The sequence below is a fragment of the Serratia sp. FGI94 genome (assembly GCF_000330865.1).
GTDB classification, from domain to species: Bacteria; Pseudomonadota; Gammaproteobacteria; order Enterobacterales; family Enterobacteriaceae; genus Serratia_B; species Serratia_B rubidaea.
Genome location: NC_020064.1, coordinates 1,608,534 through 1,622,221 on the forward strand (window position 1 = coordinate 1,608,534; position 13,688 = coordinate 1,622,221).

The 13,688-nt window shown below is 56.2% G+C and carries 12 protein-coding genes; 2 read left to right on the forward strand and 10 right to left on the reverse strand.

Annotation, left to right across the window (positions count from 1 at the left end):
- Positions 1 to 12 precede the first annotated feature (12 nt).
- Positions 13 to 1,380, reverse strand: coding sequence for a cystathionine beta-synthase (locus D781_RS07405; RefSeq protein ID WP_015671691.1), 1,368 nt, complete (start codon positions 1,378 to 1,380; stop codon positions 13 to 15).
- Positions 1,381 to 1,820: 440 nt separating this feature from the next.
- Here D781_RS07405 and D781_RS07410 point away from each other — a divergent pair, with 440 nt between their 5' ends.
- Positions 1,821 to 3,026, forward strand: coding sequence for a serine hydrolase (locus D781_RS07410; RefSeq protein ID WP_015671692.1), 1,206 nt, complete (start codon positions 1,821 to 1,823; stop codon positions 3,024 to 3,026).
- Positions 3,027 to 3,286: 260 nt separating this feature from the next.
- Here D781_RS07410 and D781_RS07415 read toward each other — a convergent pair whose 3' ends face one another.
- The 6 genes from D781_RS07415 to D781_RS07440 form a co-directional block, all read right to left on the reverse strand.
- Positions 3,287 to 4,654, reverse strand: coding sequence for an L-serine ammonia-lyase (locus tag D781_RS07415; RefSeq protein WP_015671693.1), 1,368 nt, complete (start codon positions 4,652 to 4,654; stop codon positions 3,287 to 3,289).
- A gap of 89 nt (positions 4,655 to 4,743) precedes the next feature.
- Positions 4,744 to 6,042: an HAAAP family serine/threonine permease gene (locus tag D781_RS07420; RefSeq protein WP_015671694.1), complete on the reverse strand. Its 1,299-nt coding sequence runs from the start codon at positions 6,040 to 6,042 to the stop codon at positions 4,744 to 4,746.
- 930 nt (positions 6,043 to 6,972) lie between these two features.
- Positions 6,973 to 7,737: a DNA-binding transcriptional repressor DeoR gene (deoR, locus tag D781_RS07425; RefSeq protein WP_015671695.1), complete on the reverse strand. Its 765-nt coding sequence runs from the start codon at positions 7,735 to 7,737 to the stop codon at positions 6,973 to 6,975.
- Between the two features lie 148 nt (positions 7,738 to 7,885).
- A complete protein-coding gene (gene deoC, locus D781_RS07430) occupies positions 7,886 to 8,566 on the reverse strand; it encodes a deoxyribose-phosphate aldolase (RefSeq protein WP_015671696.1) in 681 nt (226 codons plus the stop codon).
- A gap of 188 nt (positions 8,567 to 8,754) precedes the next feature.
- Positions 8,755 to 9,360 carry an undecaprenyl-diphosphate phosphatase gene (gene ybjG / locus D781_RS07435; protein WP_015671697.1) on the reverse strand — a complete coding sequence of 202 codons (606 nt, stop codon included), beginning with the start codon at positions 9,358 to 9,360 and terminating at the stop codon, positions 8,755 to 8,757.
- Positions 9,361 to 9,365: 5 nt separating this feature from the next.
- Entirely contained in the window at positions 9,366 to 10,112 is a 747-nt protein-coding gene (locus D781_RS07440) for a phosphatase PAP2 family protein (RefSeq protein WP_015671698.1), read from the reverse strand.
- A 231-nt stretch (positions 10,113 to 10,343) separates the two neighbouring features.
- On the opposite strand from D781_RS07440, the gene eco reads away from it, so the two are divergent.
- Entirely contained in the window at positions 10,344 to 10,853 is a 510-nt protein-coding gene (eco, locus tag D781_RS07445) for a serine protease inhibitor ecotin (RefSeq protein WP_015671699.1), read from the forward strand.
- 80 nt (positions 10,854 to 10,933) lie between these two features.
- On the opposite strand, the gene idi is transcribed toward eco, so the two are convergent.
- The 3 genes from idi to D781_RS07460 all read right to left on the reverse strand — a co-directional run bounded on the left by idi (position 10,934) and on the right by D781_RS07460 (position 13,534).
- The gene (gene idi / locus D781_RS07450; RefSeq protein ID WP_015671700.1) at positions 10,934 to 11,479 is read right to left on the reverse strand and encodes an isopentenyl-diphosphate Delta-isomerase; all 546 of its coding nucleotides are present in this window, start codon (positions 11,477 to 11,479) and stop codon (positions 10,934 to 10,936) included.
- A 23-nt stretch (positions 11,480 to 11,502) separates the two neighbouring features.
- Complete coding sequence (locus D781_RS07455; protein ID WP_015671701.1) at positions 11,503 to 12,411, reverse strand: UbiA family prenyltransferase; 909 nt, start codon at positions 12,409 to 12,411, stop codon at positions 11,503 to 11,505.
- Positions 12,412 to 12,628: 217 nt separating this feature from the next.
- Positions 12,629 to 13,534, reverse strand: coding sequence for a UbiA family prenyltransferase (locus D781_RS07460; RefSeq protein ID WP_015671702.1), 906 nt, complete (start codon positions 13,532 to 13,534; stop codon positions 12,629 to 12,631).
- Positions 13,535 to 13,688 lie beyond the last annotated feature (154 nt).

Below are 13,688 nucleotides of genomic sequence, written 5' to 3' on the forward strand. Positions count from 1 at the left end.
CAGAGTCCTTGATTAACGGAGTTTTTGGCGCCAGGCGTTCAGAACGTCGGTGCGGGTAATCAGGCCGAGGAAGCGCTCGCCGTCGAGAATGACCGCCACGTGGCCGTGGTCGAAGGTCGCCAGCAGCGCCTGCGGATCGGCGTCTTTTTGCAGCGTCTGCACCCGGCGGGTCATGGCCTGTTCGGCCGGCAGGCGAAAGTTGCCGGCGTCGGCCTGCAGGGTGTGCAGCAGATCCCACTCGTCGATCAGGCCGACCAGCCGGTCGTTGTCCAGCACCGGCAACTGTGAGATGTCGTACAGACGCATGCGGGCGTGCACCACCGCCAGCGTATCGTCCGGCGCGGCGGTTACCGCGGCGTTTTCATCGTGACGGTAGGCGATCAGATCGCGCAGATCGCCGAACCGGGTGGTCGCCAGTAGCCCTTGCTCCTGCATCCAGCGGTCGTTAAACATTTTGGACAGGTACTTATTGCCGCTGTCGCAGACGAATGTCACTACCCGCTGCGGCTCGGTCTGCGCCCGGCAGTAGCGCAGCGCGGCGGCCAGTAAGGTGCCGGTGGACGAACCGGCCAGGATGCCCTCGCTCTGCAGCAGCTGGCGCGCGGTGGTGAAGGCTTCCTGGTCGTCGATACGGTAGGCGGCCGCCACCTGACGAAAGTCGCTGAGCGGCGGCACAAAGTCTTCGCCAATGCCCTCCACCAACCAACTGCCGGCGGCGGTTATCTTCCCGTCGTCGAGGTAGTCCGCCAGAATGGAGCCGGCCGGGTCCGCCAGCACGAAGCGGGTCGCGGGAGACACCTCGGCAAAGTAACGGCTCAGCCCGCTCAGGGTGCCGCCGGAGCCGACGCCGACCACAATGGCGTCGACGTTGTGATCCATCTGCCGCCACAGCTCCGGCGCGGTGGTGGCGGTATGCGCCGCCGGGTTGGCCGGGTTGTTGAACTGATCGATATAGAAGGCGCCCGGCGTGTCGTCCGCCAGCCGCTGGGCGTAATCCTGATAATAGGCCGGGTGCCCTTTGCCGACGTCAGAGCGGGTCAGCACTACGTTGGCCCCCAGCGCGCGCAGGTGGAAGATTTTTTCGCGGCTCATTTTATCCGGCACCACCAGCGTCAGGCGGTAGCCCTTCAGCGCGGCGACCAGCGCCAGCCCCAGTCCGGTATTGCCGGCAGTGGCCTCAATGATGGTGCCACCGGGCTGCAGCTTTCCGTCGCGTTCGGCCTGTTCGATCATCGACAGCGCGACGCGATCTTTGATGGAGCCGCCGGGGTTTTGGTTCTCCAGTTTGATAAACAGCCGGCAGGGGCCGGTATCAAAGTGGGTCAGCTCCAGCATTGGCGTGTTGCCGATGGTCGCGAGCGCCGATTGTGCGATGGCCATGACATTCCTCCAGAATAATGCGGTTTATTCGCCGTTATCTGGATGATAGCTCTGAGAGTTTGCCTAATTAAAAGAACAAATAACTGCTACATATGCCACCTTGGAATATATTAATTCCATTTTGGCCGTTCAGGCGTAAAGCAGTGTGGGCGTGTGGACGTGCAGCCGTCGGTGGGTTAAAAAAAACGCGTCAGGCCGGCATTTTCGACAATTTACGCGCGAAAGCGTACAGTTATGTAAAAATGCTGAAATTTCATGCGAATCCCTGCAAAAATAAGATGGGTCTAATAAACTCTTTACACAGCGCTGACCGGATACGACCCGTAGCAAGGGGCACGCGGCAGGGCGCGGGTCCCCGGGATTGCTCGCTGGTTGGCTGACGTAACGAGTTTGAACGGTAACGCGATTTCAATAAATTGAATGGATACTCTGGCGACGACATGATGAAAACACATTTAGCTTCCTCCATGAAAAAGCTGACCTTCAGCGTCGGTTTTCTGTTATTGGCAACGCCGGCCGTGCAGGCCGCCGCGCCGCCGGCGGCTCCGCAGGTGGACGCCAAGGCGTTTATTCTGATGGATTACAACAGCGGCAGCATTCTGGCGGAAGGCAACCCGGACACCCGGCTTGATCCGGCCAGCCTGACCAAAATCATGTCCAGCTACGTTATCGGCCAGGCGATTAAAGCCGGTAAGATCAAACCGACCGATTCGGTCACCGTGGGTAAAGACGCCTGGGCGACCGGTAACCCGACGCTGCGCGGCTCTTCTCTGATGTTTATCAAGCCGGGCGATCAGGTGCCGGTGATGGAGCTGAACAAAGGCATCGTGATTCAGTCGGGCAACGACGCCAGCATTGCGCTGGCGGACTACGTGGCCGGCAGCCAGGATGCGTTTGTCGGGCTGATGAACAACTACGTCAAACATCTGGGGCTGAAGAATACCCACTTCCTGACGGTGCACGGCCTGGATGCGGAAGGGCAGTACAGCACCGCCCGCGATATGGCGCTGCTGAGCCAGGCGCTGATCCGCGACGTGCCGGATGAGTATGCGTTGCATAAAGAGAAAGAGTTCACCTTCAATAAAATCCGCCAGGTAAACCGCAACCGCCTGCTGTGGAGCTCGAACCTGAAGGTGGACGGTATCAAAACCGGCTATACCAGCGGCGCCGGCCATAACCTGGTGGCCTCGGCGGCGGAAGGACCGATGCGGCTGATTTCGGTGGTGCTGGGCGCGCCGAGCGACCGCGTGCGCTTTAGTGAAAGCGAAAAGCTGCTGACCTGGGGTTTCCGCTTCTTTGAAACCGTCACGCCAATCAAGGCGGACAAACCGTTTATTACCCAGCGCGTCTGGTACGGCGAGCAGAGCGAAGTGCCGCTGGGCGTGGCGAAAGATGCAGCGATCACCATCCCGAAAGGGCAGATGAAAAACCTGAAGGCCAGCTACAAGCTGAATTCCGCTACGCTGGAAGCGCCGCTGGCGAAGAACCAGGTGGTGGGCACCATTGATTTCCAGTTGGACGGTAAAACCGTTGACCAGCGTCCGCTGGTGGTGATGGAGGAAGTGAAGGAGGGCAACTTCTTCAGCCGCATCTGGGACATGGTGATGATGAAACTGACCCAGTGGTTCGGCAGCATCTTCGGCTGACCGTAACCGGCGAGGTAAAAAAGGGCGCTTGATGCGCCCTTTCAGACTACTGACAAAGCTTGTTATTAGGGAGAGCGTGGCGATGGGGTCGTAGCGGCATTAGCCGCCGGACAAATTTGCCGGGAGCAAATTTGAACAGCCGCCAGGCTGGCCCGTAGGGTGGGACGCAGGGATGCGTCCCATAATGCCCCTCGTTACGCTAGGCCCGGGTATCTCGGGTCATCAGACAACTTTGTCATCAACCTCAGGCCGCGCAAGCGTTAATTGCAGGCCACCACCTTGATCGCCAGCCCACCCTGTGAGGTTTCACGGTATTTGGCGTTCATGTCCTTGCCGGTTTCGTACATGGTTTCGATCACCTTATCCAGACACACCCGCGGCTCGCTGGTGCGCCGCAGCGCCATCCGCGCGGCGTTGACCGCCTTGACGGCGGAGATGGCGTTGCGCTCGATGCAGGGCACCTGCACCTGGCCGGCCAGCGGATCGCAGGTCAGCCCCAGGTGGTGCTCCATGGCGATCTCCGCCGCAATGCATACCTGCGCCGGGCTGCCGCCCATCAGCTCCGCCAGCCCGGCGGCGGCCATCGAGCAGGCGACGCCGACCTCGCCCTGGCAGCCGACCTCCGCGCCGGAAATCGACGCGTTCATTTTGTAAAGCGCACCGATGGCGCCGGCGGCGAGGAAGAAGCGGCTATAGGAATTGGTGTTAACCGGCCGGATAAATTGGTCGTAATAGGCCAGCACCGCCGGAATAATCCCGCAGGCGCCGTTGGTCGGGGCGGTGACCACCCGTCCGCCGGCGGCATTCTCTTCGTTGACCGCAAAGGCGAACATATTGAGCCAGTCCACCACGTTCATCGGGTCGGTATTGTTCTTATCGCCGGTCACCAGCAGGCGGCGCAGGGCGGCGGCGCGGCGCGGGATTTTCATCGGGCCGGGCAGCAGCCCTTCGGTGTTCATCCCGCGTTCGATGCCGGTACGCATCACCTGCCAGATGGCGGTAAAGTGCGACTCAATCTCTTCCCTGCTGCGCAGCGCCAGCTCGTTTTGCATCACCAGACCGGACAGCGACAGGCCGGTGTCTTTGCAGTGCTGCTGCAGATCCTGCGCGGAGCGGAACGGATAGGGCAGCGGCAGTGCCGCATCGGCGGCGTGGCCGAAATGCGCCTCATCAACGATAAAACCGCCGCCGATCGAGTAATAGGTTTTGCTGTGCAGCAGCCGTTCGCCGTCGAAGGCGCGGATGCGCATGCCGTTTTCATGCAGCGGCAGGTTATCACGGTGGAAGTTCATGCTGCTCGCCAGCGGAAAATCCACCTCGTGGCAGCCGTGAGCCAGTGGCAGGCGGCCGGTTTGCTCCACCTGGCGGATAAAACCGGGGATGGCGTCGATATCGACGTCATGGGGCAAATTGCCCGCCAGCCCCATAATGATCGCCAGGTCGGTATGGTGGCCTTTCCCGGTCAGGGAGAGTGAACCGTAAACATCCACCACCAGCCGGGTGGCGTCCATCAGCTGCTGATGGGCGATAAGCTCGTCGATAAACTGTTTGCCGGCTTTCATCGGGCCGACGGTGTGGGAACTGGACGGGCCGATGCCGATTTTGAAAATATCGAAAACGCTGACCATAGTCTCGCCTCCTTCTTCAGGTGTCAGGCGGTAAATACAGAATAGGGGGATGGAGCAGGCCGGCGCGTGGCGCGCCGGCGGGAGTGCGTTTAGCTAAACAGCGAGTACAGGATGGCCGACATGGCGATCAGACCCATCAGCACCACGAAGGCGTTGCTGATATGGCCGGCGTATTTACGCATCGCCGGCACTTTACGGATGGCGTACATCGGCATAAGGAACAGCAGCATGGCGATAATCGGGCCGCCCAGGGTTTCGATCATGCCCAGAATGCTTGGGTTCAGCGTCGCGACAATCCAGGTGGTGACCAGCATAAAGATGGCGGTAAGGCGGTTCAGTTTGCCGCTGCTGATGGTTTTGCCGCGGGTTTTCAGCGATTTGCTGACGATGCCGTTGAAACCTTCACGCGCGCCGAGGTAGTGGCCCAGGAACGATTTGGTGATGGCGACAAAGGCGATAACCGGCGCGATGTACTCAATCATCGGGTTGTTAAAGTGGTTGGCCAGGTACGACAGAATGGAGATGTTCTGCGCCTTGGCTTCCGCCAGATCGGCCGGCGACAGGCTGAGTACGCAGCTGAACACGAAGAACATCACGGTCAGCACCATCATGATGTGGGCGTAAGCCAGAATGCGTGAGCATTTTTTCTCGGCGTCCGCGCCGTACTCTTCGCGTTTTGCTACGGCGAAGGCGGAAATGATCGGCGAGTGGTTAAAGGAGAACACCATCACCGGGATCGCCAGCCACAGCGTCATCATCAGGCCGTGGCCCATACCGGTGCCGGCGCCTGACAGGGAGACGTTTTCGAAGATAGCGCCGCTCCAGTTCGGGATCAGGTACAGCGCCAGCAGCATCAGCACGGCGACAAACGGGAACACCAGAATGCTCATGGTCTTGACGATGGCCTGCTCACCGAAGCGCACGATGGTCATCAGGCCGACGATCAGGATCAGCGACAAAATGGCGCGCGGCGGTGAGGTCATGCCCAGCTGGTGGGTGATGAAACTGTCGACGGTGTTGGTGATGGCGACGCTGTAAACCAGCAGGATAGGGTAGATGGCAAAGAAGTAGAGCAGGGTAATCAGTTTGCCGGCGCTGATGCCGAAGTGCTCTTCCACCACCTCGGTGATATCTTCGCCCGGATTTTTACCGGACAGGACAAAGCGGCACAGGCCGCGGTGGGCGAAGAACGTCATCGGGAATGCGATGATGGCCATAATAATCAGCGGGATCAGGCCGCCGATCCCGGCGTTGATGGGCAGGAACAGTACGCCCGCGCCGATGGCGGTGCCGTACAGGCCCAACATCCACATGGTATCGCTTTTACGCCAGGTACTGCTGGAACCCGATGCTGCCGAGACGATCGTGCCGGTCTGTGTAGTGTCCATAAATATCTCCGAAGTGAACACGTTAATTTAAAAGCAAAGTCAAAAATTTACGTTACAACCGAAAGCCGTAAATCAGTGATCGGCATTCGGCTAAATCAGGTGCTTCCTGCGGGGATAAAGGAACTTCCCCCTGGTTATTTACTGTGCTAATTATCGTGGCGATCAACTAACACTAAAAATCATGCCGCTCCAGGTTGGGCGGAAATAGGGTATTGGCTCAGAAGATTCTTGTCTTCCGTTTTTGATGGCAGAAAGATAACGATTTACAGCATAAACAACCGTGATCATGCTCCCAAATGCGATATATATGCGGATAAAGACTGGTTTGTTAATATTTTATTTATTAAATGTTCTTTATCATGAAGCATTATGCTTTATTGTGTTTTTTTATTACCACCAGCGTTATCTGGGTTTTTGCCAGATTTGCCGGATAAAACGCTGCCTGCGTATAGAAGGTGAGCAATATATTTTAAGCAGTGGCCAGGATCTAGCTAAAAACGATGAATATGCAGGTTTGGTGATGGCGATCACATCAAAGCGTCGGATGGATTTTTGTTAACTAACTGATTTTTATTTAATTACTGTGTTTTTCTTCTGTGGCCCTGGTCAGGCGAAATGATTTATTAACGGCGGGCGCTGCTTAGCTATTTATCATATAAAAGTGCACTTATGGCTGTTTGAGCGCTAATAAATGATGCCCTTGGTGTTATTTTAATCAATGCTCGGCGCAGGAAGAGGGACTAAAAACGTGCTGAGCACTTATGCCGCTGCTCATTATTTTACCGTTATTTCCTTTGGAAAAAATAATAACTCCCGTTACCGGTTGCAATTTATTAACCTATTGCCGGATTCGGATAGGATTATTGGTAATTAATTGGCGGATAATGGGGACAAGGAGAACCGCTGAGCGTGCTCAGCGGCCTGAATGGTTCAGTAGCGCAGGGTGATAGCGTGCTGACTGAAGAAATCGCTGAATTCGTCGTCGGGGCGTTGGTCGGTGATGACGTGGTCAAACAGGGTCAGCGGGCCGATGCAGGCCGGTTTCACCTTGCCGAATTTACTGTGGTCGGCCACCAGCACCTTGCGTTGCGCCGTCGCCAGCGCCCGGTGTTTCATATCCAGCTCGTCAAAGTTAAAGCAGCTGGCGCCCTGCTGCAGGCTGAGGCCGGCGGCGGAAATAAAGGCGATGTTGGGACAGATACTGTCCATTTCGTTGCGCTGGCCGATACTGCTGAAAATATAGTTGTTCGGCTTGAACTCGCCGCCGCACAGGATAACCTTGCACTGTGGCTTGTCCTGCAGGGCCAGAAAGGTGTTCAGCGAGTGGCTGACGCCGGTAAAGGGCAGGTCGTCGGCAATGGCGTCGATAATCGCCGGCGTGGTGGTGCCGCAATCAAAGAACACCGTATCGTTCTCTGCGATCAGCGGTGCGGCCAGCAGGCCGATGCGCCGTTTCTCGCTCACCTGTTTGGCTTTCTGGTCGGAAACAAAGTAATGGGTCACGCCGTTGTTGCGCGGGTCGGTCACCACGTAGCCGCCCAGCAATACCACCGCCGCAGGTTCGGCGCTGAGATCGCGGCGGATGGTCATTTCCGACACCCCCAGCAGCGCGGCGGCTTCTTTTAAGTGGATTTTGTCAGAACGCTTTAATACCTGGACTAAGCGATTGATGCGTTCTTCGCGCCGCGTTTCCATTCGTTGCTCCCGTCGGTTTAGAGATTAAAGAGATATCCGTGGCGGCCCAGGGCCAGATACAACAATGCGGAGCAGTGCGTACTACGCATTACCCCGCATCGGTCAACAAATGCGCCCGGTCACTACCAGTATCCCGGGGGCGTTGCTATCAGTAACTGCCGGCGGCGGCCTGCTCGCCGGATACGATGGCTACGCCGGAGCTGGTGCCGATGCGCGTGGCGCCGGCTTCGATCATCGTTTTCGCGGTCGCGCGGTCGCGTACTGCGCCGGAGGCTTTTACGCCCATTTCGCTGCCCACGGTGGCGCGCATCAGTTTAACGTGCTCTTCGCGAGCGCCGCCGGTGCTGAAGCCGGTTGAGGTTTTGACAAAAGCGACGTCAAGTTCGCGACACATTTCACAAACTTGCACGATTTGCGCGTCGCTGAGCAGGCAGGTTTCCAATATTACCTTCAATGGGATAGCCGCGCAAACCTCACGCACGGCGGCGATATCGGCTTTGACATCGTCCAGCATGCCGCTTTTCAGCCAGCCGACGTTGATGACCATGTCGATTTCCTGTGCGCCGGCGGCAATCGCCGCTTTGGCTTCAAAGGCTTTGGTGACGGTCAGGCCGGCGCCCAGCGGAAAGCCGATCACCGAGCAGACTTTTACCGTGCTGTCCTGCAACAGCTGCGCCACCAGCGGCACGTAACCGGAGTTCACGCATACCGCATAGAAATTGTGCTGCTGCGCTTCTTCACACAGCGTGCTGATTTGCTGCTCGGTGGCGTCCATCGCCAACAGGGTATGGTCGATATAGCTGGCGTAATCAATGTTTTCGCTGGTCATGGCGTATCCTCTTAATGGTAAGCAATGAATGTTATAATAATAACATGTAATGGCCGTGATTATAGCGGATATTTGGTTTTTTGCCACGTTTTTAGCGGTTTTTTGTTATTTAAATAACATTAAGAGTGTTGAAGGGAAGGTAACCGCAGGGGGAAATGGCGGCGGGGCCGAACAGCCCCGCGCGGTGATTACTCTTTGATCCAGCCTTTACGGATAGGGAAGGCGAACAGGAAGCGGTACAGGCGCTCCAGCTTGGCGGCGATCGCGCTGCCAAACAGGTTCCACACCAGCTGCGCTACCAGGCAGCCGACCATGCCGAGCAGGAAACCGCCGACCATATCCAGCGGCCAGTGTACGCCGAGGAAAACCCGCGACCAGGCGATGGCGACGGCGATAACCATCAGCACAATGCCGGACCACAGCCGGTGCCAGCACAGAAATGCCATGGCAAAGGTGAAAATGGCGGTGCCGTGATCGCTGGGGAAGGAGCTGTCCGGCGCGTGCTGCAGGAAGGTATAGCCGATGCCGGCGACGAAAGGACGTTCGTGCGGCAGCAGCATGCCGATAGCGGCAGAGGTTAGGATGGCGAACGCCAGCGCAATGGTGGTCTTGGCCACCACTTCACGCTGTGAAACCAGCGCATCTTTCGGCCCCCAGAACCACAGGCCGACGATCAGCAGCGGAACAATCGCGATCAGATCGCGCGCAATAAAGGTGGCGAAGTCGATCGACCAGGCGGGCGAGGCCGGGGTCGCGTTAATCCAGGCGAAAAGAAGATAGTTCAATTGCTCCATAATATTTACCTCGTCTTGCGGCGAATAACGCCGCTAACCCACCAATAAACAGCCAATTGGCTGAACCAAACCCACCAACCTGCCCACAGGTTATGGGAAAAAAAGTGTGCGCCGCGCATCACCTGACCAAAGCCCATCAGCAGCCCCAGGGCGATGCCGGCCCCCCAGCAGGCGTAAGCCACGTTTGGCCGCCGGGGATAAAACAGAAAGAACAGCGCCATCACTGCAAAGCCGCTGGATGCGTGCCCGCCGGGGAAGCAGCGGCCGGGGCCGGGGTTAACCGGCAACGCGCCAAACAGCGGGAACGACATCGCCTGCCCGCCATATTGCACCAGATCCCACGGACAGGAGTGCGCGCTGACGGCCTTTAACAGGCCGACCACCAGCGGCCCGACGCCGATCAGCAACATACACAGGATCAGCCGGGCATGGCGTCGGTAAATGCCCCACAGCAGCGCCAGCACCGACGCCGCGATCACGCCGATCTTCAATAAACGGTGATTAATCACGTCCAGCCAGACGTTATGCTGCCAGGGGAAGTGCCCGCTGGCGCTGTCGAACCACATATTGCTGATGGCCCAGTCCAGGCGTTCGTCACGCGACAGCCATAAAAATAGCAAGCCACTGACAATTAAGCCAAAAACCTGCCAACGGTAAAAGGATGGCGTTAAAGAGTAAATAGAGCCATTCTTAAAGTGTTTGGCCGTTGAGGATTGATTTAATAAAGATCGGGATGGTTTTTCGAGGTCCACGCGTCAGCTCACCGTTAGTCATCAGTCTGCCAACGGTAAATCTCCCGGCTTAAGAAAACCTTAGCGCTACAATTCATTGCTTATGTGAATTGTTTTTATTCTGTTATTTGTTTTTGTTCCAGTGGTTGTAGCTTTCAATTTCTTAATGTAAAGAAGATTAAACTATTGGAAAGTGTTGGGATAGTGTATTAGTTTATGTCTGGTTTTCAGTATGAATCATAGGGAAAGAACATGAAAAAGATCTCCTTGTTAGTAGCCGGCATGATGATGGCTGCTTCTGCCGGCGCGGCAACCAATGCGACTGAAAAGGGCGACATCAGCCAGCAGCCGCTGGAAAAAATTGCCCCTTACCCGCAGGCGGAGAAAGGCATGACGCGTCAGGTGATTTACCTGCCGAAACAGGATCATGAAGAAAACTACAAAGTTGAGCTGCTGATCGGTAAAACGCTGGAGGTTGACTGCAACCACCACGGGCTGGGCGGCAAGCTGGAAAGCAAAACCCTGTCCGGCTGGGGCTATGACTATCTGGTGCTGGATAAACTCTCCGGCCCGATGAGCACCATGATGGCCTGCCCGGACAAGACCAAGCGTGAAGCCTTTGTGACGGCGAATCTGGGCGATGCCGCCATGCAGCGTTACAACAGCCGCCTGCCGATCGTGGTCTATGTGCCGCAGGACGCGGAAGTGAAGTATCGCGTCTGGAAAGCCGACGATGCGGTTAACAACGCAGTGAAGAAATAACCCTCTTACCGGCGCATTTTCTTACGCGCCGGTTCAGCGTGAGGCGGGGCTGTTCCCCGTCTCCGCTTCTTATTGACCCGTCAGGCTAACGCGCCGATTTTTTTCAGCAGTTCCGGCTGCTGCAGCTGCAACGCCATCCACGGGGAAAACACCTGAGGAACGGCGCTAACGGCGTCTATCACCTGTTCGATACCGACCCAGGCGTACTCCATCACTTCCAGCGGATTAGGTTGCGGCTGCGCGTCGCTGCGTGCGACGTAGATGGGGCAAAATTCGTTTTCCATTACGCCGGAGGCATCAGTGACGCAGTACTGGAAGCGGGGCACCACCAGTTCCGGCGGGCTGATGGGCAGGCCCAGTTCGAAGTCGGCGCGGCGCACGATCGCATCGCTTTGGCTTTCACCGGGCTGCGGGTGGCCGCAAAACGAGTTGCTCCAAACGCCGGGCCAGGCGGCTTTGTTGAGCGCCCGCCGGGTAATCAGCAGTTCCCCTTCGCGGTTAAACACATAGCAGGAAAAGGCCAGATGCAGCGGCGTCTGGCTGGTGTGCACCACGGCTTTATCCATTGTCCCACTCTGATGGAAATGCTCATCCAGCAAAATAACCTGCTCATGATGTTCAGGCATTGTGTTCTCCATAGTGTGCTCGGTCAACGGCTGATATAAACGGCAATAATGGAAATACACACCAGGGTGTACCAGTATTCCCACAGTCGGTAGGTGAAATGGTCATAGTGGCTGTCGGCATCTCTTTTGCAAAGACGCGCTGAGACGTACAGTAAAATAAGCGCGGATCCTATCTCAAACAGGGACAGGGCGCTAGCGTTGCCGCTGTGTTCACCGGGCATAAACAGCGTGTAGTGGGCAATAACAATGGAAAGCAGATAGGCGACGGCAATGATTATTTTTCCTTTGCGCATGCCGTACACCAGCGGAAAGGTTTTTCTGCCGATGAGCGCGTCACCTTTCACATCGCGGAAATCCTGCGTGGTGATCATATAGCTGGTCATCAGCATCAGCGGCAGCAGCCAGTCGGCAATCTCTCTGAACGGCACGCCGGCGTTGTGGGCGGCGACCGGCAGCTGCGTCAGTATGCCCAGTGAAACAAAGACGTTCTTCAGCAGCCAGTTATTGCTCCACGGCGTATAGCTGTATAGCAGTGAGCACAGTATCCAGAACAGCACCCAGCCAATGACGCCGAGGTAAAGGCCATAGGCGAAAAACAGCAGGGCGAGAACGACAGCGCGGATTTTGGCCGACTTCAGCGTGATGACCTGGGCCGCCAGAGGACGGTCCGGCTTATTGATCTTATCTTCTTCAATACCAAATATCTGGCTGTTGATATCGACGATATAGATATGAAAATAAGCATAAATAAAGGTCGCCAGAATACTGGAGATGATCGCCTGCGCTCCCATTCCTTGGGCGAGGCAGAGCGACAGCGTAAATAACGTTGGCGCGATAATGCCGACCCAGACGTTGTTTCTGACAAAGCGCCAGGATAACCACAGTTCAAACAGCACGTCCCGGCGTTTTTGGATGCTGACATTTTCAATCATGCGGCATCCTTGGCAAGGCGGCAGACGTGCGATGCATAGTGGGGTTCTCTTATGGCGGAAATGCGGATGACAAAACATTTAGTTTAGAAAAATTTATGTGTCAAGCTATCCCGGGATAAGATAATAAATCGGCTTATTATTTGAACTGAAATGAAAATGATGCCGGGGAACCTGCGCAGTGGGCGGAAAGGAGGGCAATGAACGGTGCGATAGCCGGCTAGCGGCTGATATAAAAGGCAAATATGGAAATACACACCAGCGTGTACCAATATTCCCATAGGCGGTAGGTAAAATGGTCATAGTGGCAGTCGGCGTCTTGTTTACACAAGCGCGCCGCGATGCATAATAAAATTACCGCGGAGCCGCTCTCGAAGAGCAACCGCGCGCCGCTGCTGCCGTTTTCACCTGGGGTAAACAGCGTATAGTGGGCGATAACGAGAGAGAGCAGATAAGCCAGCGACAGGGCGATCTTGGCCGTACGCATGCCGTAAACCAAGGGAAAAGTCTTCCTGCCGATGTGCGCATCGCCTTTAACATCGCGGAGATCCTGCGTGGTGATCATATAGCTGGTCATCACCAGCAGCGACAGCAGCCAGTGTGCGATCTCTCTGAGTGGTACGCCGGCGTTGTGGGCGGCGACCGGCAGCAGCGTCAGTATGCCCAGTGCGACAAAGAGATTTTTCAGCAGCCAGTTATTGCTCCATGGCGTATAGCTGTACAGCAGGACGAACAGTACCCAGAGCAGGGTCCAGCCAATGACGCCGAGGCAGATGCCGTAGGCAAAAAACAGCAGCGTGAAAATGATAGCCCTGACTTTCGCCGACGCCAGCGTAATGATTTTTGCCGCCAGCGGGCGGTCCGGCTTATTGATTTTATCTTCTTCTATGCCAAATATCTGGCTGTTGATATCAAAGACGTAGAGATGCAGGTAGGCATAAAAAAATGATGCCAGGGTGCTGGCGGCGATTTCCGTACCGGCCAGACCTTTGGCTGCACAGAGCGCCAGAGTAAACAGCGTCGGCGCCACGGCGCCCGCCCAGATATTGTTTTTGACAAAGCGCCAGGACAGCCACAGTTCAAACATCACCCCGCGACGTTTTTGGATGCTGATATCTTCAACCATATTGCATCCCTGACGGAGTTATAGACGCATGGCCCATTGCGCGGCCCTTATCTTGCGGACATAAAATTTATCACAGTTTTAGGTGAGTAATATTTATGTGTCAAGCTATCCCTCGCAGGGATAATAAATCTGCTTATTATTTTCCTGGTGGCGA